The organism is Sinomonas humi (assembly GCF_000802235.1).
In the GTDB taxonomy this organism is placed as follows: Bacteria; Actinomycetota; Actinomycetes; order Actinomycetales; family Micrococcaceae; genus Sinomonas; species Sinomonas humi.
In genome coordinates, this window is record NZ_JTDL01000087.1 from 16,990 (window position 1) to 36,480 (window position 19,491).

The 19,491-nt window shown below is 68.5% G+C and carries 19 protein-coding genes and 1 riboswitch; of the genes, 14 read left to right on the top strand and 5 right to left on the bottom strand.

Features of this window, described 5'->3' with window-relative positions; all coding sequences use genetic code 11:
* The first annotated feature begins 33 nt into the window (after window positions 1-33).
* Both LK10_RS07040 and pabB read left to right on the top strand, forming a co-directional pair.
* Window positions 34-567: a low molecular weight protein-tyrosine-phosphatase gene (locus tag LK10_RS07040; RefSeq protein WP_043121646.1), complete on the top strand. Its 534-nt coding sequence runs from the start codon at window positions 34-36 to the stop codon at window positions 565-567.
* On the top strand, window positions 564-2,702 hold the full coding sequence (gene pabB, locus LK10_RS07045; protein WP_231567671.1) for an aminodeoxychorismate synthase component I: 2,139 nt from the start codon (window positions 564-566) through the stop codon (window positions 2,700-2,702). Before LK10_RS07040 ends, pabB begins: the two co-directional genes overlap by 4 nt.
* A gap of 30 nt (window positions 2,703-2,732) precedes the next feature.
* On the opposite strand, the gene cls is transcribed toward pabB, so the two are convergent.
* Window positions 2,733-4,202, bottom strand: coding sequence for a cardiolipin synthase (gene cls / locus LK10_RS07050; protein WP_052207058.1), 1,470 nt, complete (start codon window positions 4,200-4,202; stop codon window positions 2,733-2,735).
* 22 nt (window positions 4,203-4,224) lie between these two features.
* Between cls and LK10_RS07055 the strand changes: the two genes are divergently transcribed.
* From LK10_RS07055 to mmsB, 3 genes are all read left to right on the top strand, one after another.
* Entirely contained in the window at window positions 4,225-5,136 is a 912-nt protein-coding gene (locus tag LK10_RS07055) for an aminodeoxychorismate lyase (RefSeq protein WP_043121649.1), read from the top strand.
* 295 nt (window positions 5,137-5,431) lie between these two features.
* Complete coding sequence (locus tag LK10_RS07060; protein ID WP_043121652.1) at window positions 5,432-6,949, top strand: CoA-acylating methylmalonate-semialdehyde dehydrogenase; 1,518 nt, start codon at window positions 5,432-5,434, stop codon at window positions 6,947-6,949.
* A 1-nt stretch (window position 6,950) separates the two neighbouring features.
* On the top strand, window positions 6,951-7,880 hold the full coding sequence (mmsB, locus tag LK10_RS07065) for a 3-hydroxyisobutyrate dehydrogenase (RefSeq protein ID WP_043121655.1): 930 nt from the start codon (window positions 6,951-6,953) through the stop codon (window positions 7,878-7,880).
* Between the two features lie 290 nt (window positions 7,881-8,170).
* Here the strand turns inward: mmsB and LK10_RS07070 are convergent, their stop codons facing one another.
* A complete protein-coding gene (locus LK10_RS07070; protein ID WP_043121658.1) occupies window positions 8,171-8,683 on the bottom strand; it encodes a MarR family winged helix-turn-helix transcriptional regulator in 513 nt (170 codons plus the stop codon).
* A gap of 2 nt (window positions 8,684-8,685) precedes the next feature.
* Complete coding sequence (locus LK10_RS07075) at window positions 8,686-10,464, bottom strand: AMP-binding protein (RefSeq protein WP_043121660.1); 1,779 nt, start codon at window positions 10,462-10,464, stop codon at window positions 8,686-8,688.
* Between the two features lie 146 nt (window positions 10,465-10,610).
* Between LK10_RS07075 and LK10_RS07080 the strand changes: the two genes are divergently transcribed.
* The 4 genes from LK10_RS07080 (at window position 10,611) to LK10_RS07095 (ending at window position 14,523) form a co-directional block, all read left to right on the top strand.
* Window positions 10,611-11,828 carry an acyl-CoA dehydrogenase family protein gene (locus LK10_RS07080; protein ID WP_043121662.1) on the top strand — a complete coding sequence of 406 codons (1,218 nt, stop codon included), beginning with the start codon at window positions 10,611-10,613 and terminating at the stop codon, window positions 11,826-11,828.
* Window positions 11,829-11,906: 78 nt separating this feature from the next.
* Entirely contained in the window at window positions 11,907-12,224 is a 318-nt protein-coding gene (locus LK10_RS07085; RefSeq protein ID WP_156144081.1) for a hypothetical protein, read from the top strand.
* Between the two features lie 101 nt (window positions 12,225-12,325).
* Entirely contained in the window at window positions 12,326-13,537 is a 1,212-nt protein-coding gene (locus tag LK10_RS07090) for a cobalamin-independent methionine synthase II family protein (RefSeq protein WP_043121667.1), read from the top strand.
* A gap of 14 nt (window positions 13,538-13,551) precedes the next feature.
* On the top strand, window positions 13,552-14,523 hold the full coding sequence (locus LK10_RS07095; RefSeq protein WP_043121669.1) for an acyl-CoA thioesterase: 972 nt from the start codon (window positions 13,552-13,554) through the stop codon (window positions 14,521-14,523).
* Between the two features lie 62 nt (window positions 14,524-14,585).
* Here LK10_RS07095 and LK10_RS07100 read toward each other — a convergent pair whose 3' ends face one another.
* Together LK10_RS07100 and LK10_RS07105 are read right to left on the bottom strand one after the other, a co-directional pair.
* On the bottom strand, window positions 14,586-15,347 hold the full coding sequence (locus LK10_RS07100; RefSeq protein ID WP_043121672.1) for an ABC transporter permease: 762 nt from the start codon (window positions 15,345-15,347) through the stop codon (window positions 14,586-14,588).
* Window positions 15,340-16,119, bottom strand: coding sequence for an ABC transporter ATP-binding protein (locus tag LK10_RS07105; protein WP_043121675.1), 780 nt, complete (start codon window positions 16,117-16,119; stop codon window positions 15,340-15,342). Before LK10_RS07105 ends, LK10_RS07100 begins: the two co-directional genes overlap by 8 nt.
* Before the next feature lie 201 nt (window positions 16,120-16,320).
* Window positions 16,321-16,461, top strand: a riboswitch (SAM riboswitch).
* A 9-nt stretch (window positions 16,462-16,470) separates the two neighbouring features.
* Here LK10_RS07105 and LK10_RS07110 point away from each other — a divergent pair.
* Genes LK10_RS07110 through LK10_RS07130 form a run of 5 tightly spaced genes read left to right on the top strand, consistent with a single transcriptional unit; the run spans window position 16,471 to window position 19,480 of the window.
* Window positions 16,471-16,809 carry a DUF1737 domain-containing protein gene (locus LK10_RS07110; RefSeq protein ID WP_043121678.1) on the top strand — a complete coding sequence of 113 codons (339 nt, stop codon included), beginning with the start codon at window positions 16,471-16,473 and terminating at the stop codon, window positions 16,807-16,809.
* A complete protein-coding gene (locus LK10_RS07115; RefSeq protein ID WP_043121681.1) occupies window positions 16,806-17,222 on the top strand; it encodes a rhodanese-like domain-containing protein in 417 nt (138 codons plus the stop codon). Before LK10_RS07110 ends, LK10_RS07115 begins: the two co-directional genes overlap by 4 nt.
* A 3-nt stretch (window positions 17,223-17,225) precedes the next feature.
* Complete coding sequence (locus LK10_RS07120) at window positions 17,226-18,428, top strand: O-succinylhomoserine sulfhydrylase (RefSeq protein ID WP_043121683.1); 1,203 nt, start codon at window positions 17,226-17,228, stop codon at window positions 18,426-18,428.
* Between the two features lie 2 nt (window positions 18,429-18,430).
* Window positions 18,431-18,940: a hypothetical protein gene (locus LK10_RS07125; protein ID WP_043121687.1), complete on the top strand. Its 510-nt coding sequence runs from the start codon at window positions 18,431-18,433 to the stop codon at window positions 18,938-18,940.
* Window positions 18,941-18,997: 57 nt separating this feature from the next.
* Window positions 18,998-19,480 carry a PRC-barrel domain-containing protein gene (locus tag LK10_RS07130; RefSeq protein ID WP_043121689.1) on the top strand — a complete coding sequence of 161 codons (483 nt, stop codon included), beginning with the start codon at window positions 18,998-19,000 and terminating at the stop codon, window positions 19,478-19,480.
* Window positions 19,481-19,491: the final 11 nt, after the last annotated feature.

A 19,491-nucleotide genomic window follows, 5' to 3' on the forward strand; every position in this document is an offset into this window, starting at 1 on the left:
GGCCGGACGGTCGCGTAACCCTATGCTTGATCCATGAACTCGACGGCGAGCCCCTACCGGATCATCACGGTCTGTACCGGGAATATCTGCCGCTCGCCCATGGCCGAGTTCATGCTCGCCGACGCTTTGCGCATGGCGGGACTCGCGGACCGGGCTGTCGTGGATTCTGCGGGCACCACCAACTACGAGGCCGGGCGACCGATCGATCCCCGCGCCGCGCGCGTCCTCGACGCCCACGGCCTCCGTCCCGGGAAGCACGTCGCCCGCCAGTTCCAGCCCGAGTGGTATGTGGAGCGCGACCTCATCCTCGCGCTGGATATCGACCATTACGGCCACCTCCGTGAATTTGCTCCCGACGGCACCGCGGAGAAGGTGCGGATGCTGCGCTCGTTCGACCCCGCCGTCGCCCATCTCGACGCGCTCGATCAAGGCATCGAGGACCCTTGGTTCGGCGACCAGAGCGATTTCGAGTCGACGTGGCAGCTCCTCAACGCTGCCGTCCCGGGCATCATCGAGCATGTGCGCCACGAGCTCACCCGCCGGCCCCCGCTGCTCGCAGGGGCGTGAGCCAGCACCGCATCGCGCACCCGAGCGTGATCGCCATCGACGGCCGCTCGGGCGCGGGAAAGACATCCCTCGCCGTCGAGCTTGCTACCGCGCTCCGGGAGCACCGGACAGTCGCACTCATCCACCTCGAAGACCTCTACCCCGGGTGGGACGGTCTCGAGCGCGGGATCGAGCGCTGCGCCGCGGAGGTCCTCGCCCCGCTCCGCCGCGGAGAGGCTGCCCGCTGGCGGGCCTGGGACTGGGTGGCCGGAGCCGAAGGCGAGGAGCGGGTTACCGAGCCCGCTGAGATCGTATTGCTCGAGGGGGTTGGCGCTGGCGCGGGGCAGTTGCGGGGCCTCGCCGACGCCGTGGTTTGGCTCGAATTGCCGGCCGACGAGCGCCGGCGTCGTGCGCTCGTCCGCGACGGCGAGACGTACGCACCGCACTGGGACCGCTGGGCTGCGCAGGAGGATGCCTGGCTCGCTTCGGACGATGTCGCCGCTGCCGCCACGGTCACCGTTGTTTCGCCGTCCTGGTCTGCGGTTGCTGGCTCCTCGCGCCCTGAGCACGCGGCGCGGCAGGTGCTCAATGCTCTCACCGAGGTCCCCGCGCTCCGCGACGCGCTCGCTCCGGAACGTGCCGAGCGCGAGTCAGCGGCCGTCGTCGCCCGCCGTCTTCCCGCGGCGCCAGAACCGGCGGCGCTTTTTGCCGCGCTGTTCAGCGGTGCCGAGCATGCCGTATGGCTGGACTCCTCCGACTGGCTGGATTCCTCCGACTGGCCCGGCCGCTCCGAGGCCGGGGCCCAGCGCGCCGGAGCCAGGAGCCGCTTCAGCATCATGGCCGACGACGGCGGCGTGCTCGGGCGTCGCATGGCGCACAGCGACGGTGTCACAAGTGTGACGTTCGGCCCGCAGACAGCCACGCCCGCGACGGCGCGCTTCGACCAGCCGTTCTTCCGCTGGCTCGACAGCGCATGGGGCCACGGCGGCGAATCGGCTCCCGAGGGCCTCGAATGCGGCTTCGCACTCGGGTGGCTCGGGTACCTCGGCTACGAGCTCAAGCGCGAGTGTGGCGGGAATGACGTCAGCGCCGCCTCTGCCGGGGCCAGCCCGACCCCGGACGCCCAGCTCGCGTACGCGGCCCGCGCCCTCATCCTGGACCACGAGCGCCGAGAGGTGTGGCTCCTGGCCTTGGCCGCGCCGGATTCCGAGGCTTGGCTCGACGGGGCGGAGCGCGTCGTCCGCGGGCCCGCGGCCCAGACACGCGAAGAGCCGCTTCCGACCCCCTCCGCGCCCCCGTTCTCGGCAAGGGACGACGGCGCCTCGTACCGGGACAAGGTCCGGGCTGCTAAGGCGGAGATCACCGAGGGCACCACGTACGAGGTCTGCCTCACGACCGCGCTCGAGGCGGACGCTGCGCCCGGCCAGCTCGACCCTTGGGCTACCTACCGGGCGTTGCGGCGCCGCAGCCCGGCGCCGTTCGCAGCCTTTGCGCGCTTCGGGCCCATGGCGATCGCGAGCACGTCGCCGGAGCGCTTCCTGAGCATCACGGACGACGGCGGCCTCCGCGCCGAACCCATCAAGGGCACCCGGCGCCGGACTCCGGGGGCAGCCCCGGAAGAGGACGCCCTCGTCCGCGCCGAGCTCGCCTCCAACACCAAGGACCGCGCCGAGAACCTCATGATCGTGGACCTGCTCCGGAACGACCTGAGTCACTTCGCTGTGCCGGGATCGGTCGCCGTGGCCCGGCTCTTCGCCGTCGAAACCTACGCCACGGTCCACCAGCTCGTGAGCACGGTCGAGGCGCATCTGCGCCCCGGAGCCTCGCGGGCGGAGGCTGTCGCGGCGGCCTTCCCGCCGGGCTCGATGACCGGCGCCCCGAAGATCAGCACCATGGACATCCTCGATCGCCTGGAGGGGGCACCGAGGGGCGTCTACTCGGGCGCAATCGGGTATTTCTCACGCACGGGCGCGGCGGACCTCTCCGTCGTCATCCGCACGCTCGTCGTCGTCGGACACCCCGACGGCACGGCGAGACTCTCGCTGGGGGTGGGCGGCGCCGTCGTCGCCGATTCCGACCCGGACGAAGAGCACGACGAGATCCAGGCGAAGTCGTACGCAGTGCTGAGCACGCTGGGGGCCGAGTTCCCGGAGTGAGTGCGGCCGGTCCGATTCGTGGAGATCCGGCTACTGCACTGTCGCTGTGAGCCTCGCGACGTTGTCCACGTAACGACTCAGGAGCGAGCGCTGCCGCCACGTGTGGAGATCGACCGGATGACTGATCTTCCGGTACATGTCCTCGACCCGGCGCATCTGGGCCACGATGCTCGCCCCGGGCAGCATGAGCGAGACCTCCATGTTGAGCGAGAACGAGCGCATGTCCATGTTGGAGGAACCGAGGACGGCGACGTCGTCGTCGACTGTGAAGTGCTTTGCGTGCAGGACGTACGGCTTGGGGTAGCGGTAGATCTTCACTCCGGCCGTGAGCAGCACCTCGTAGTAGGACTGCTGCGCGTGGTGGACAAGGAACTGGTCGCCCTGCTCGGACACGAACAGTTCGACGTCAACCCCTCGCTGCGCCGCGGTCGTCACGGCGTACAGCAAGGAATCGTCCGGCACGAAGTACGGGCTGCAGATCGAAAGCCGATGCTGCGCGGAATAGATGAGGGTGTTGAAGAGGCGGAGGTTGTTCTCGTTTGCGAAGGCCGGGCCGCTCGGTACGACCTGGGCCGGCATCTCCCCCACCGGCTCCGGCGGCTCCATCTGCTCGGCCAGGAGCTGGCCAGTCTCGCTCAGCCAGTCGGTTGCAAAGACGACATTGAGGGTCGTCACGGCCGGCCCCTCGAGCCGAGCCATGAGCTCTACCCACTTCCGGCCCACCCTGCGGTGCCGCGGCTTCCGATACGAGCGCTCGATGAGGTTGAGCGAACCTGTGAAAGCGACCTCGCCGTCGACGACGAGAATCTTGCGGTGGTTGCGCAGGTCGGGACGGCGCCAGTGCCCGAGGAGCGGCAGAAGGGGGAGCATCCGGCGCCACTGGATCTTCGATGCGCCGAGCCGACGCAGCAGCCCGCGATACCCGTGGATGCGCGCAGTGCCGATGTGATCGAAGAGGAGCCGGACCTCGACCCCCCGCTCAGCCGCATCCTCGAAAGCAGAGAACAGCTCCTCCGTGACCTCGTCAGAGCTCATGATGTAGAACTCGGCATTCACGAACCGCTTCGCCGACCGTACGGCCTTCGCCATCTCGGCGATTGCGTCCTCGTAGCCCGGGATCAGCCGGACGTTGTTGCCGTTGACCATCGGCAGCGAACCGAGGTGCCGGTTGAGCGCCGCCGCCGAGTGAAGCCATTCTGCGCCCGGGAAGCGGGTGTCGACGTCGTCGGAGCTCGCGAGGGTAGCGCGCACGCGATTGTCGACCTCCTGCTGCTGCTCTACCCGCTTCCGGGAAAGGCGGAAGTTGCCGAACATGAGGAACAGCAGGAGCCCGACCGTCGGGATGAAGAAGATGGCGAGCAGCCAGGCCATCGCGGTGGTCGGGCGACGGTTCCCGGGGATGATGCCGACGACGGCGACGCGGATCACGAGGTCGATGACCGCAACGAGGAACGTTGCCCAGTCCGGCAGGAGGCCGATGAGAGGCAGCTGGAACAGCATGGGCACAGCCTAAGCTGTCCCCATGACTCAGACCGTGCTTGTCTTCCTCGACCCCGCCCATCCCGACGGACGTGTCGAGGACGCGGGGAGGCCTACGCTCTACGCGACCGATCTCGGCGTGACCCGGGGCGACGGCGTCTTCGAGACCCTCCTCGTGCTGGACGGCCACGTCCGCAAGCTGCCCGCGCACCTGTCGCGGCTCCACTCGAGCGCGCGGATGCTCGAGCTCGAGGTTCCCGAGCACGAGGCCTGGGAGCGCGCAATCGTGACCGCTCTGGCCGAGTACCAGCGGACGGTGGGGGTGCTCGATGAAGTCGTCGTGCGGCTCGTCGCGACGCGGGGTGTGGAGGGTGAGCACGCCCCGACGTGCTGGGTTGGGGCCTTCGCTCCCGCGCACTCGGCGAAACGGCAGCGCGAGGAAGGGGTCGACGTCGTCCTCCTCGACCGCGGCTACGACTCCGACATCGCCGAGCGGGCGCCGTGGCTCCTCCTCGGCGCGAAGACGCTCAGCTACGCGGTCAACATGGCGGCTTTGCGGTACGCCCATTCGCAGGGCGCCGACGACGTCATCTTCACCTCCTCCGATGGCCAGGTGCTCGAGGGCCCCACTTCGACCGTTCTGGTCGCGCATGCCGAAACGGACGACGACGGCAAGGTCACCTTCAAGAGGCTCGTCACCCCCCAGCTCGATTCCGGAATCCTGCCCGGCACGTCTCAGGGTGCACTCTTCGCCGCCGCCAAGGAGGCGGGGTGGGAGCTCGGCTACGGCCCCCTCGAGCCCGAGGACCTCTTCGATGCCGACGCCGTCTGGCTCATCTCCTCGGTCCGGCTCCTCACGCCAGTGAACCACCTCGACGGCAAGCCGATCGGCGAGCGCTCGCTCGTCAAGACGCTGACGGAGGAGCTCGCCGGGCTCTTCGACCGGATCGCCTAGGGCTGGGCTTGCCGGGGGGCGTCGGCTGGTTCGCGTCTCGCGTGCGCCTCGCCGGCGTCGGCCGGCTGACCGCACAACCGGCCCCTCGACAAGAGCGTCCCTCGAAGGCATAACCGTTGATCGTGCCGGACGGTTATGCCCCCGAGGGACGATCATGACCGTGTGGGGCGCCCGTGATGGTGCGGGACGGTTGTAATGGCGCTCTGGCCATTAGTTGGAAGTCCGAGTATCTTCGGTCCTAGATCCCGAAGAGACGTGGGTCACACACCGGACTGGATGCGAAGGAGCGTTCGTCATGGTCAATCAGTCCTCCAACCCGTACGAGCTTTCCCACTATGTCGGCGGCCAACGCGTCGAAGGCACCTCGGGGCGGTTCGGCGACATCTTCGACCCCTGCGCGGGCCGAGTGCAGGGCCGCGTCCCGCTGGCCAGCGCGGACGAGGTCCGCGGCGTCATCGCAAGCGCGGAGAAGGGCCAGGCCGAGTGGGCGGCGCTCAACCCGCAGCGCCGAGGCCGCATCCTCCTCAGGTTCGTGGACCTCGTCAACGCCCACATTGACGAGCTCGCCGAACTCCTGTCCCGCGAGCACGGCAAGACCCTCGCGGATGCCCGCAGCGATGTGCAGCGGGGCATCGAGGTGGTCGAGTTCTCGGCCGGCGCGCCGCACCTCCTCAAGGGAGAGTTCTCCGACAGCGTGGCCCAAGGCCTCGATGTGCACTCACTCCGCCAGCCACTCGGCGTCGTCGCCGGTATTACCCCCTTCAACTTCCCGGCGATGATCCCGCTCTGGCAATCCGGCCCGGCGCTCGCCGCAGGCAACGCGTTCATCCTCAAGCCTTCGGAACGTGACCCCTCGGTGCCGCTGCGCCTTGCGGAGCTCTTCACTGAGGCGGGCCTGCCGGACGGCGTCTTCAACGTGGTCAACGGCGACAAGGAAGCCGTGGACACGCTTCTCGAGGACCCGCGCGTCAAGGCGATCGGCTTCGTCGGCTCGACGCCGATCGCGCAATACATCTACGCGACCGCCGCAGCGCATGGAAAGCGTGCGCAATGCTTTGGCGGCGCGAAGAACCACATGGTGATCATGCCGGACGCCGACCTCGACATGGCCGCGGATGCGCTCATCGGCGCCGCCTATGGATCCGCTGGCGAGCGTTGTATGGCGATTTCGGTCGCCGTGCCCGTCGGCGAAGAAACAGGCGATCGACTCATTGCGGCGCTCGAAAGCCGCATCCAAGGCCTCACCGTCGGGCCGAGCCTCGACAAGGGCTCCGACTTCGGGCCAGTCGTGACGCCGGCGGCGAAGGAACGGATCGAAGGCTACATCGATCTGGGAGTCCGCGAGGGCGCACAGCTCGTACGCGACGGGCGCAAGGCGAGCGTCGAGGGCTACGAGGACGGGTTCTGGATCGGCCCGACGCTCTTCGACCACGTCACCCCGGACATGCTCATTTACAAGGACGAGATCTTCGGGCCCGTGCTGAGCGTTGTCCGAGCCGAGGACTACGAGGACGCGCTGCGGCTCTGCAGCGAGAATCCCTACGGCAACGGTGTTGCGATCTTCACGCGCGACGGCGACTCCGCCCGGGACTTCGCAAGCCGGGTCGAGGTGGGGATGGTGGGAGTCAACGTGCCGATCCCGGTCCCCATCGCGTACTACACCTTTGGCGGCTGGAAGGCCTCGGGATTCGGCGACCTCAACCAGCACGGCCCAGACGCCTTCCGCTTCTATACGAAGACCAAGACCGTGACGAGCCGCTGGCCCTCGGGGATCCGCCAAGGTGCCCACTTCGCAATGCCGGAAGGGAGCTGAGATGAGCGAGAACGGAGCCGCGAGCGGGCGGATCGCCTTCTTGGGCCTCGGCCACATGGGTGCTCCCATGGCGGCCAACCTCGTCAATGCCGGGAAGAAGGTGGTCGGCTTCGACCCGTTCCCGGCGGCCGCCGAGGCCGCCCGCACCCTCGGTGTGGAGGTCGCGGAGTCCGCTGCCGAAGCGGCGGAGGGCGCCGCCGTCGTCCTCACCATGCTGCAGACCGGCCAGCAGGTCCTCGACGCCTACCGCGGCCGCGACGGGAAGCCCGGTCTCCTCGCGGGGGCCGCGCCCGGGACGCTGTTCCTGGACTGCTCGACGATCAACGTCGTAGAGGCCCGCGAGGCTGCGGAGGCAGCGGTAGGCGCGGGACACAGGTTCGTCGACGCGCCTGTCTCGGGCGGCGTCGTCGGGGCCGAAGCTGCGACCCTGACGTTCATGGTCGGGGCCGAGGACGCGGACTTCGCCGAGGTCGAGCCGCTTCTGGCGCTCATGGGCAAGCGGATTGTGCACTGCGGGGGCCACGGCCTCGGTCAGGTGGCCAAGGTGTGCAACAACATGATCCTCGGCGTCTCGATGATCGCAGTGTCCGAGGCGTTCGTGCTCGGCGAGAAGCTGGGCCTCAGCCACGAGGCGCTGTTCGACGTCGCCGCTCATGCCTCGGGCCAATGCTGGGCCCTCACGACCAACTGCCCCGTGCCCGGGCCGGTGCCGACCAGCCCGGCGAACCGTGACTATCAGCCGGGCTTCGCTGGCACCCTGATGGCGAAGGACCTCCGGCTCGCTCTCCAGGCGATCGAGCACGCCGGCGTTGCCGCACAGATGGGTCCGCTCGCCTCGAAGATCTACGACGAGTTCGCAGCGGGCGACGGCGCGCGGCGCGATTTCTCGGGCATCATCACGGACATCCGCGACCGTTCCTCAAGCACCTGACCCCTGTCCCCGCCCCTGACCTCGACCCCTGACCCCGACCCCTCCCCCACTTTTCGTTTCGGGTACAGATAATCCACCCCAAATCCGTTTCGGGTACAGATAATCCACCCCGAATCCCTTTCGGGTACAGATAATCCGTCCAAGGGTTCTCCCAAGCTGAGAACATCCGTACCCGAGATGTGCCAGAGCGTGATTATCCGTACCCGAAACGAAAAAAAAGGGGATTATCTGTACCCGAAACGAAGAAAGAGGGGGAGTATCCGTACCCGAAACGAAAAAGGGCACGGGGGTTAGGGGTCGTCGGTGAAATCTCCTGCCCTCCTGCGGAAGCCGTGCAGGACGCGGATGAGCTGCTCGACGTCGTCGTCCGTGAAGCCCGACTGCGCGAAGACTCCCGAATTGAGCGCCGCCGTCGCCCGCTCGACGAGAGCGCGCCCCTCGGCGGTGATCCCGACGAGCGTCGTGCGGCCGTCCGTGGGGTGCGGCGAGCGCTCGACGAGCCCGGCATCCTGAAGACGGTCGACGGCGTTGGTCACCGAGGTCGGGTGCACCTGCAGGAGGGCGCTCGCGCGGCTCATCGGCAGCTCCCCGCCCCGCGCGAAGCCAAGGAGCGCGAGCAGCTCGTAGCGCGCGAACGTGAGGCCGAACGGCCTGAGCACCTCCTCGATGCGCCCGAGCAGGATCTGCTGGGTCCGCATGACTGCTGTGATGGCAGCCATGGGCGCGGCGACCTCGCCCCAACCGCGCCGCTCCCAGTTGCGCTGCGCGTCGGCGATCGGATCGCGCGGAAGCGGGCCGCCCACCGTCAGTCCTTCAAGCTGGGAAAGTCGGCCTCGGAGTACTCGACGCCCCCATCAGAGGCCGCGCGATCCGCCGCATGCCGCGCTTCCTCGCCGTGCCGCAGCTCGACGCGACGGATCTTCCCCGAGATCGTCTTCGGCAGCTCGCTGAACTCGAGCCGGCGAATGCGCTTGAACGGCGCGAGGTGCTCGCGGCAGTACCGCAGGATCTCCTCCGCGAGCTCGGGACCCGCCTCATACCCGGCGGCGAGCACCACGAAGGCCTTGGGCACCGAGAGCCGCACCGGGTCCGGCGACGGCACGACGGCGGCCTCCGCCACGGCAGGATGTTCGATGAGCACGCTCTCGAGCTCGAACGGCGAGAGCCGGTAGTCCGAGGACTTGAAGACGTCGTCGCCCCGGCCCACGTACGTGATGACTCCGTCCGGGTCCCGCCGCGCCATGTCGCCCGTGTGGTAGTAGCCGCCGCGGAACGCGTCGGCCGTCCTCTCGGGGTCGCCATGGTAGCCCGCCATCAGGCCGACGGGCCGGGGGTCGAGGCGGAGGCAGAGCTCGCCGTCGGCGCCCTCCTCGCCCGTCGCGGGATCGACGAGCACGACGTCGTAGCCCGGGAGCGGCCGCCCCATCGCACCCGCGGCGACGGGTTGGCCGGGCGTGTTGGCGACCTGGACGGTGGTCTCCGTCTGGCCGAAGCCGTCGCGGATCGTGAGCCCCCACGCACGCTCGACCTGCTCGATGACCTCCGCGTTGAGCGGCTCGCCCGCGGAGACGGCTTTGCGGGGCGGCGTGGCGAGGCGCGTGAGGTCCGACTGGATGAGCATTCGCCACACAGTCGGCGGCGCGCAGAAGCTCGTCACGCCCTCGCGGCCCATCTGCTCGAGGAGAGCGAGCGCGTCGAAGCGCGCGTAGTTGTAGATGAACACGGTGGCCTCGGCGATCCAGGGTGCGAACACGTTCGACCACGCGTGCTTCGCCCAGCCCGGCGAGGCGACGTTGAGGTGCACGTCTCCCGGCTCGAGGCCGATCCAGTACATCGTCGAGAGGTGGCCCACCGGGTAGGAGGTGTGCGTGTGCTCGACGAGCTTGGGCTTCGACGTCGTGCCCGAAGTGAAGTAGAGCAGGAGCGTCTCGTCGCCGCGGGTCGGCGCGTCCGGCTCGAAGTCGGGGCTGGCGTGCGTCGCCTCGCTGTAATCGAGGACGGAGCGGACGACGCCGCCCTGCCGCCCGCCGTCGTCGTCCGCGCTATCGCTTGGATCGCCGGCGGTGGCCGTCGTCGCGCCGCCCACCGAGATGAGGGTGTAATCCCCCTCGACGCCGTCGAACTTGCCGACGTGCGATGCGCCGACGGCGGCCCAGCGCGCGGCTCCGCGCTCTACGCGGTCCTGCAGGTCGCGGGGACCCATGAGGGTGGTCGTCGGGATCATGACGGCTCCGAGCCGCATGCAGGCGAGGATGAGCTCCCACAGCTCGACCTGGTTGCCGAGCATGATGATCATGTGGTCGCCGCGCCGCACTCCCTGTTCGCGGAGCCAGGCGGCCACGCGGCGCGAGCTCTCGGCGAGCTCGGCGAAGGTGCGCCGGGTCGAGGTGCCGTCCTGCTCGACGATCACGAGCGCCGGCTGGGAGCCGCGCTGCGGGTCGGCGCCAATGTGGTCGAACCAGTCGGTCGCGAAGTTGAATTCCGCGAGCTGCGGCCATTCGAACTCTGCACGGGCCTGGCCGTAATCCTCTCGGAGGGCAAGGAGGCGGTCTCGGGCCGCTCGGAAGTCGTCGGTGACTGTCATGCTGCGCCTCTCGCCTCAACCGGGGCCGCACGGTCCCGGCTAGTGATCCACGTCACCTCTGAAATATACTAGGACGTCCAATGGTCCGCCAAGACCGCTTCCCGCCTCACGAGGGCTGGGAAGCCCCACCACGGAGAGTGCCACCCATGCTCGAGGCTCCATCACTGCCCCAGCCAAATACCGCGTCGACCGGGGCACACGCCGCCCCGCCGTTCCCCGACGCCGACCTGCTCCACGTCGTCGACCTCCTCCCAGCCCACGAACAGCGCCGGTATCACGCGCTGCGCGACTACCTCCAAAGCGCGATCCGCCCCGCGAGCATCGACTACTGGAACGACGAGGCGTTCCCCCGCGAGCTGCTCCCGGGCCTCGCGGACGCAGGGCTTGCCCGGCTGCACACGGACGGAACGTCGGCGCTCTTCAAGGGCCTCGTCTACACGGAGGTCGCGAGGGCGGACGTCTCGCTCTCGGCTCTCGTCGGCATCCACAACGAGCTCATCCTGGGCATGATCGGTTCCCTCGGCTCTCCCGAGCAGAAGCGGCGCTGGATCCCGCCACTCGAGAGCTTCGACGCGCTCGGCGCGTTCGCGCTCACCGAGCCCGAGCACGGCTCGGACATCGCGGGCGGTCTTGCGACGACGGCGCGGCGGGACGGCGACGGCTGGATCCTCAACGGAGCGAAGCGCTGGATCGGAAGCGGGACAATCGCCGACTTCGCCCTCGTCTGGGCGCGCGACGAGGAGGACCACGAGGTCAAGGGCTTCATCGTCGAAGCCGACCGCGTCGGGTTCAGCGCGCGCAAGATCCCGCACAAGATCGGCCTGCGGATCATGCAGAACGCCGACATCACGCTAGAGGAGGTGCGCGTTCCGGAGGGGAACCGGCTGCCGGGGGCCACGCGATTCGCCCACACGAACGAACTCCTCCGCGACTCGCGCGCGTGGGTGGGCTGGCAGGCCGCGGGGATCCAGCTCGCGGCGTTCGACGTCGCACGCGCGTACGCGCTCGAGCGGTTGCAGTTCGGGCGCGAGCTCGCCTCGTTCCAGCTCGTGCAGCAGCAGCTCGCTGAGATCCTCGGCAACGCCCACGCTTCGCTCGCGCTCATGCTCGAGATCGCGCGGCTGCAGCAGGAGGGGCGCCTCGAGATGGCGCAGGCCGCCATGGCGAAGGCGACGACGACGCGCCTTGCCCGGGCCTCGGTGGCTCTGGGCCGCTCGCTTCTGGGCGGGAACGGGATCTCGAGCGACTTCGAGATGGCCAAGCTCTTCGGGGACGCAGAAGTCCTCTACACGTACGAGGGCAGCTATGAGATCAACTCGCTCATCGTCGGCAGGGCCGTCACTGGCAAGTCGGCGTTCGTCTGACGGCACGCCGGGGTGGCCCGCTCAGCTGAGGGCGGACGCATCTGGCGCCCTCCGCCGTCGTATGCCTACGGTTCCTGCATGGACCCGAGCGAAGTGACCGAGACCCAAGACAGCCAGCCTGCGCGATCGAGCCAACCGGCCAACATGGATACCCCTGTCTATGGGGACGACCCGGGATTGGGCGAGGGCTACAACCAGGACGAGGGCTACGGCCACAACCAGGAGTCCATGCTCCTGCAGCACCCGCACCCAGACGGCGAGGCCAAGGAGCCGCCGCACCGCGAGCGGCGCCGGCCCGGCACCGGGATCGGACTGGGCACGGCCGGGGCCGCGGGCATACCTTCAGACAGCGGCGGCCACACGCAGACCGGCTTCGGCGACGAGGACCGCGACTGACGTCGGGCGCGTTGCAGAAATTGCCGGGTCCGGCGGGTGCGGCACGGCTTAACCCGCCGTAACCCGGCAATTCTGTCCGTCCGATGGGCCAGACTGGCCCCATGCACAACACCGACTCCATTCAGACGACGCATGCCGGCTCTTTGCCCCGCTCCCCCGAGCTTCTCGCCGCGAACGCGGCTATGACGGAGAACCCTGGGGACCCGGCTGCTTTCGAAGAGCTGCTCGCGGGCTCGGTGAAGGACGTTGTGGCGCGGCAGCGCGAGGTGGGCATCACGTTCCCGAACGACGGCGAGTACGGCCACACGATGTCGAACTCCGTCGACTACGGGGCTTGGTGGAACTACTCCTTCTCGCGTCTGGGGGGCCTGACGCCGGGCGGCGTGGACCGTTGGCAGAGCACCGAGAAGGTCCGTTCAGAGCCGGGCAAGATCCGCCTCACGAGCATGCGGGACCGGCGCGACCGGGTGCGCTTCGACGAGGCCTACAACGATCCGAACTCGTTCATCCTCACCGGCCGCAAGGCCGTTCCCCAGCCGACGGTCACCGGCCCCATCACGTACACCGGCCAGGAAGCCGTGCAGCGGGACATCGCACACCTCAAGGAGGCCCTCGCGGCCAACGGCTTCGAGACCGGCTTCCTCCCCGCCCTCTCCCCCGGCTCCGCGTCACGGATCGCGAACGAGTACTACAAGAGCGACGAGGAACTCGTCTACGCGTGTGCGGACGCGATGCGCGAGGAGTACAAGACGATCGTGGACGCCGGGCTCACCGTCCAGATCGATGACCCCTCGATCGCCGAGAACTGGGACATGATCAACCCCGAGCCCACGGTCGAGGACTACCTCGCCTTCACGCAGCTCCGGGTCGAGGCCCTCAACTACGCGATCCGCGACCTGCCCCAGGAGCAGATCCGCTTCCACCTGTGCTGGGGCTCGTGGCACGGCCCGCACACCACGGACCTCCCGTTCGCGGACCTCGCCCAGACAATGCTCTCGATCAACGCCGGCTCGTACTCGTTCGAGGCGGCGAACGCACGCCACGAGCACGAGTGGAAGGTGTGGCGCGACCTCACCCTTCCCGAGGAGAAGGCCGTGGTGCCCGGCGTCGTCTCGCACGCGACGAACGTCGTCGAGCACCCCGAGCTCGTCGCCGACCGCATCGAGCGCTTCGCCCAGATCCTCGGCCGCGAGCGCGTCATCGCCTCGACGGACTGCGGCCTCGGCGGGCGCGTGCACCCGCAGATCGCGTGGGCGAAGCTCGAGGCGCTCTCCGAGGGCGCGCGGCTCGCCAGCCAGCGGCTCTGGGGCTGAGGGCGGACGACGGCGTGACACCCCCTGCGAGCAACAGGGTCACCCTGCGCTTCTTGGCCGCTCCGACCGACGTCGGGCATTCCGGCTCGGTCGATGCCGGCACAGTCCTTGAATGGGTCGACAAGGCCGCGTACGCGGCCGCGGTCGGCTGGTCGAAGACGTACGCCGTGACGGCCTACGTCGGGAACATCCACTTCGCCGACCCCGTGAACGTCGGGGACATGGTCGAGGTAACGGCCACGATCGTCTACACCGGGCGTACGTCGATGCACATCAGCACGGTCGTCTCCTCTGGTGATCCGAGGGGCGGCACGCCGACGATGCGCAGCCAGTGCCTCGTGATCTTCGTGGCCGTCGGCACGGACGGAAAGCCCGTCGAGGTGCCGAGGTTCGTGCCGAGCACGGACGCGGAGAGGGAGGCCGAGGCGCACGCGATCGCGCGGATCGAGGTACGCGACGAAATCGTCCAGTCGATGGGCCGTCAGGTGTACACCGACGAGGGCACGGCGGAGCGCGTCGTCCTGCGCTTCCTCGCCGCTCCGACGGACGTCAACTGGGGCGGAAAGGTCCATGGCGGCACGGTCATGAAGTGGATCGATGAGGCCGCCTACGTGTGTTCCGCACGGTATTCGGGCCAGGACACCGTGGCGGTGTTCTCGGGAGGAGTCCGGTTCTACCGGCCGCTGCTCATCGGCGACGTGGTCGAGGTCGAAGCGCGGCTCGTGTACACCGGCAACAAGGGGATGCACATCGCGGTCCACGTCCGCTCGGGCAGCCCTAAGGGCGGCGAACTACACCTCACGACGTACTGCCTCACGGTCATGGTGGCGCGCGACGAGAATGGCACCGCCCGTTCCGTCAAGCCCTGGGAGCCGGTCTCCGACGAGGACCGCCGGCTGTGGGCGCACGCCCGCGAACTCCTCGAAATCCGTGGGCGCGCCCCTGGGAATCGCCTGCCGAACCACCTTCTGGAGGCCAGCTCCTGAGGGTGGCGAGCTGAGCCTGCTGGGATCCCCCAACTGGAGGTCCCTGCCGGGAGCTCCTACTCCTACTGCGGATCCCAGCGGAACCAGCGGATGCCGATGCCCGCGAAGATCACGATGTAGCCGATGCACGCGATGATGCCGTTCGTCTGGTCGGCGCCCCAGGCCGACGTGTTCAGGACCGCCGAGAACAGGTTGATGAGCGCCCCGACCGGGGTCCACGAGGCGAAGCTCTTGAAGTCGTCCCCGAGGATGCCGGTCGAGCCGAGGACGCCGGTGAGGATCAACAGGATGAACAGGACCCTCCCGACCGCGTTGACCGCGGTCGCGTTCTTGACGAGCCCCACGAGCGCCTGCCCGATGCTGAGGAAGACGACGGCGCCCAGAAGCGAGACGACGAACATGAGGAGGTAGACCCCGAACGAAAACGTCGTGTTGTGCATGATGCTGCCGACGATCATGACGATGACGGAGACGACGAGGTTTGCCACAAGCTGCACGGCGAGCCGGCTTGCCATGATGGCCCACGTCGGGGTGGGCGTGACGCGAAGGCGCTGGAAGACGCCTGCCTCCCTGTCGCGCGCAACGGTGATCGAGTAGCCGATGAGCGCCGAGGAGAGCAGCCCATAGGTGAGCGCCATGCCAATGAGGAAGCCGGGGTTTCCGAGTTTCCCTCCACGGTTGGTCACGATGAGGATGAGGATCGGCACGGCGAGGTTGAGGATCGCGGCCTGCCTGCTGCGCAGGAGGACCGTGGCATCCGCGCGAAGGAGCGATCTCAGCGTCAGCCCGATCGGCGGTACGGCGCGGGCAATGGTCTCAGTCACGGATGGCACTCCCTGTCAGCCCGATGAAGACATCTTCGAGGGTCACATCGCCGTGGGCGACGGCCTGGACGCGCGGATCGTCGCGGTGCATGGCCACGAGGTCCTTCGGCGCTCCGAACGCCTGGAGCCGGCCGTGGTCGATGATCGCGACGCTGTCGCACACGGCCTGGGCCTCCTCCATCGAGTGGGTCGTGAGCAGGATGCTCCCGCCCCTCTTCCGCGAACCCTCGATCCGGTCCCACAGCTGACGGCGGGACTGCGGATCGAGCCCGGCGGTGGGCTCGTCGAGGAGCAGGATCGAAGGGTTGTGGATCGTTGCCACCATGAGCGAGAAGCGCTGCTGCTGGCCGCCCGAGAGCTTCTTGAAGGGCTTCGTGATCTCCTGCTGGAGTCCGACGTCCGCCAGCCGTTCCCTGATCTGCCGCTGCGGGAGACTGAGCCCGTAGAGGCCCGCGTACAGGCGGGCGATCTGCTCGATCGTGAGCTCGGACTGGAAGCTCGATGCCTGGAGCTGAACGCCGAGCTTCGCCTTGACGGCGAGCGGCGCGTGGAGGGTCTCGACACCGTCGATCACGACCCGGCCGGAATCTGGCTTGCGGAGGCCCTCGATGACGCTGAGCGTCGTCGTCTTTCCCGCTCCGTTCGGGCCGAGGAGCCCAAAGATCTCGCCTCGACTGATGGAAAAGCTCAGCCCGTCGACCGCGGTCTGCTGACCGTAGCGGACAACGAGATCCTGTACCTCGAGAACTGTAGGCCTCTCTGCCTCATTCACCGGGGCTCCTCCGCGCCGTGTTATTCCTCTCCTCCCATGAGCATATGCCGCCGATCCCGAGGTAGATGCGCGGTTTTCGCGCCCTCGTCTTTCTCACAGGAGAAAGCTAGAAACCCACCGTGCCGCCGTGTTGCGCGGTGTTGCCAATCGTTACCGCCTCGCCGTGGCTGGCCCGGTCGTCGCGTGCTACGTTCGTGCCAGAGTAACGAGCGCCAGCGCGCGACGACGGGACGTCCCCCGTGCGGTCGCACTGCCCTGACTTGCTGGCCGGCAACCCTCCATCCGGCGGGGTGCCTCAGGTGACGACTCGGCAATTCGACCATCGATACGCAAGCCAGAAGGAGCCCGCCCATGTCCGATACCGCCACAGAGACGGGAGAGGCGGCCACCACACCCCTCAACGATCCCGCCGCACCGGCGAACGCCTCCGAAGAGCGCCTCGCCTACCGTCTCCTCACCGGGCCGGACACTCGCGAGTTCTGCGCCCGGATCTCCCAGGCTCTCGCGGAGGGCTACGTGCTCCACGGGAGCCCTGCAGCCACGTTCAACGGCACGGACGTGATCGTCGCCCAAGCCATCATCCTGCCTCACGCAGTGGCCCGGGCGGACGCGGCTGTTGCGTCCGCGGTCGACGATCTGGCCGAGGGCCTCACGGCCGACGGCGAGTACGACGGGGAGGGCCACGCGTGAGCCTCTACGCTGGCGACCTGACGCCGGATCAGGCCTGGGACAAGCTGAAGTCGGGCTCCGCCGTCCTCGTCGACGTGCGCACGGAGGAGGAATGGGCGCACATCGGGATCCCCGACACGCGCCAGACGGACAACGACCCCCTGTTCATCCCCTGGGTCTTCTCGGGTGGCATCCCGAACCCGGACTTCGTGGTGGAGCTTGAGCTCCAGGGCCCCGAGGACCGTGAGACCGAACTCCTGTTCATGTGCCGCTCCGGGCATCGCTCGGCCGCAGCGGCAGCGGCCGCGACGAATCTCGGCTTCAGGGCGTTCAACGTGCTCGAGGGTTTCGAGGGCGTGCCCGGCCCCGACGGGCAGCGGAACGTGAACGGATGGAAGAACCGGGGCCTCCCGACGAACGTAGGACAAGAGTAGTCAGTGACCTTCAACATCGACGCCGCCAGCTGGAGCGAAGACACCCAGGCAGTGCGCGGCGGGCTTGACCGCAGCAATTTTCAGGAAACCTCGGAGGCCCTGTTCCTCAACTCCGGCTTCGTGTACGAGACGGCGGAGGCCGCCGAGCGCGCGTTCACCGGCGAGGAAGAACGCTTCGTCTACTCGCGCTACGGCAACCCCACCGTGGCCACGTTCCAAGAGCGGCTGCGGCTGCTCGAGGGCACCGAGGCGTGCTTCGCGACCGCCTCTGGCATGTCGGCGGTGTTCACCGCGCTCGGCGCGCTTCTCGGGGCCGGCGACCGCGTCGTCGCCGCCCGCAGCCTCTTCGGCTCGTGCTTCGTGATCCTCAACGAGATCCTCCCCCGCTGGGGCGTCGAGACCGTCTTTGTCGACGGGCCCGACGCCGAGCAGTGGCGCGAGGCGCTCTCCGTGCCGACCAAGGCCGTCTTCTTCGAGTCGCCGTCCAACCCCATGCAGGAGCTCGTGGACATCCAGGCGGTCGCCGAGCTCGCCCACGCGGCCGGCGCGACCGTCGTCGTCGACAATGTCTTCGCGACGCCGCTCCTGCAGCGCAGCCTCGATTTCGGCGCCGACGTCGTCGTGTACTCGGGGACGAAGCACATCGACGGCCAGGGGCGCGTGCTCGGGGGCGCGATCCTGGGGCCGAAGGACTACATCGAAGGTCCCGTCAAGCAGCTCATGCGGCACACCGGCCCGGCCCTCAGCCCCTTCAACGCCTGGATCCTGACCAAGGGTCTCGAGACGATGGGACTGCGCGTGCGCCATTCGTCCGCGAACGCCCTCGCGATCGCGGAGTGGCTCGAGGCGCAGCCAGAGGTCGGCTGGGTCAAGTACCCGCACCTCAAGTCGCACCCGCAGTACGAGCTTGCCCGCAAGCAGATGAGCGCTGGCGGCACCGTCCTCACGTTCGAACTCAACGCCCCCGAGAGCGGGGGCAAGGACGCTGCCTTCCGCTTCCTCAACGGCCTCCGGATCATCGACATCTCGAACAACCTCGGCGATTCGAAGTCGCTCGTCACCCATCCGGCGACGACGACGCACCGGGCCATGGGTCCCGAGGGCCGCGCGGCGATCGGCCTGAGCGACGGCGTCCTGCGGCTCAGCGTGGGCCTCGAGGACGTCGGCGATCTCATCGGGGACCTCGAGCACGCCCTCAAGGCCTGACCGTGCCCGGGCGACTCCGGCACTTCGAGCTCCGACTCGAGACGCCACTGCCTGCCCCGATAGCGTGGGCCCGGATCCTGGACCTCCGGGCCCACGACAGGCTCATCCCGTTCACGCACATCATCGAGGGCCTCGCCTCTGCGGACGAGTTGCGGCCGGGCCACAGGTTCGTCGCGTGCACCCTGCTCACCCGCGTTGGCTTCCGGGGCCGGCTGCTCGGTTTCAATGACGTCATGACCTTTGAGGAGATTGAGCCGCCCGAGGAGGCCCACGCCGGGCACGCACGGATTGTGAAGTCCGGGAAGCTCGTTCGCGGCTCGATCGAGGTCACGGTGAGCCCGGGGCGCGGCGACGGCGCAGGTCGCAACGAGAATCGGCCGACGCCGGGATCCACCGTGCGCTGGTCCCAGGACTTCGGCTTGGCGCGCTTCCCGGGGATCGTGGGGCTCGCGGCGTTCGCCGTCGCGGGGCCAGCGTACTGGGTCACGCTCAAGCGCCTGCTCCGCGGGTGAAGACTCTGACCGCCGAGCAGCTGCTTGCTGGCCGACCCGCGCGGGTAATGAGGCCCAATGTTCACCAACGATCAAATCGACAGCCTCGTAGACAAGAACGGCAGCGTCGTCACCCCGGATGGGGAGAAAATCGGGGGGATCGGGCACTTCTACCTCGACGACGAGACCGGGGAGGCGAACTGGCTGACGGTCAAGACCGGCCTGTTCGGGACCCACGAATCCTTCGTTCCGCTCGATGAGGCAAGGCTCCAGGACGATGACCTGGTGGTCCCCTACACGAAGGAGCAGGTCAAGGACGCGCCCCACGTGGACCCCGACGCTCGTGTCGAGCAAGACGAGGAAGACCGCCTCTACGACTACTACCGAGGCCTCGGATGGACCGGCCGCGGGCCGGAGGCCGGAGAAGCGCCGCTCACAGATGCCGCGACCACGGCCACCGGCTACGCGGCAACGGGAGGGGGCGGCAGCGGTTACGAGGCCGCCGACGCCCAGCGGCGCGAGACGGAGGGCGGCCGCCTGCGGAGGTACGTCCGTCCCTGAGGCCCGGGCTC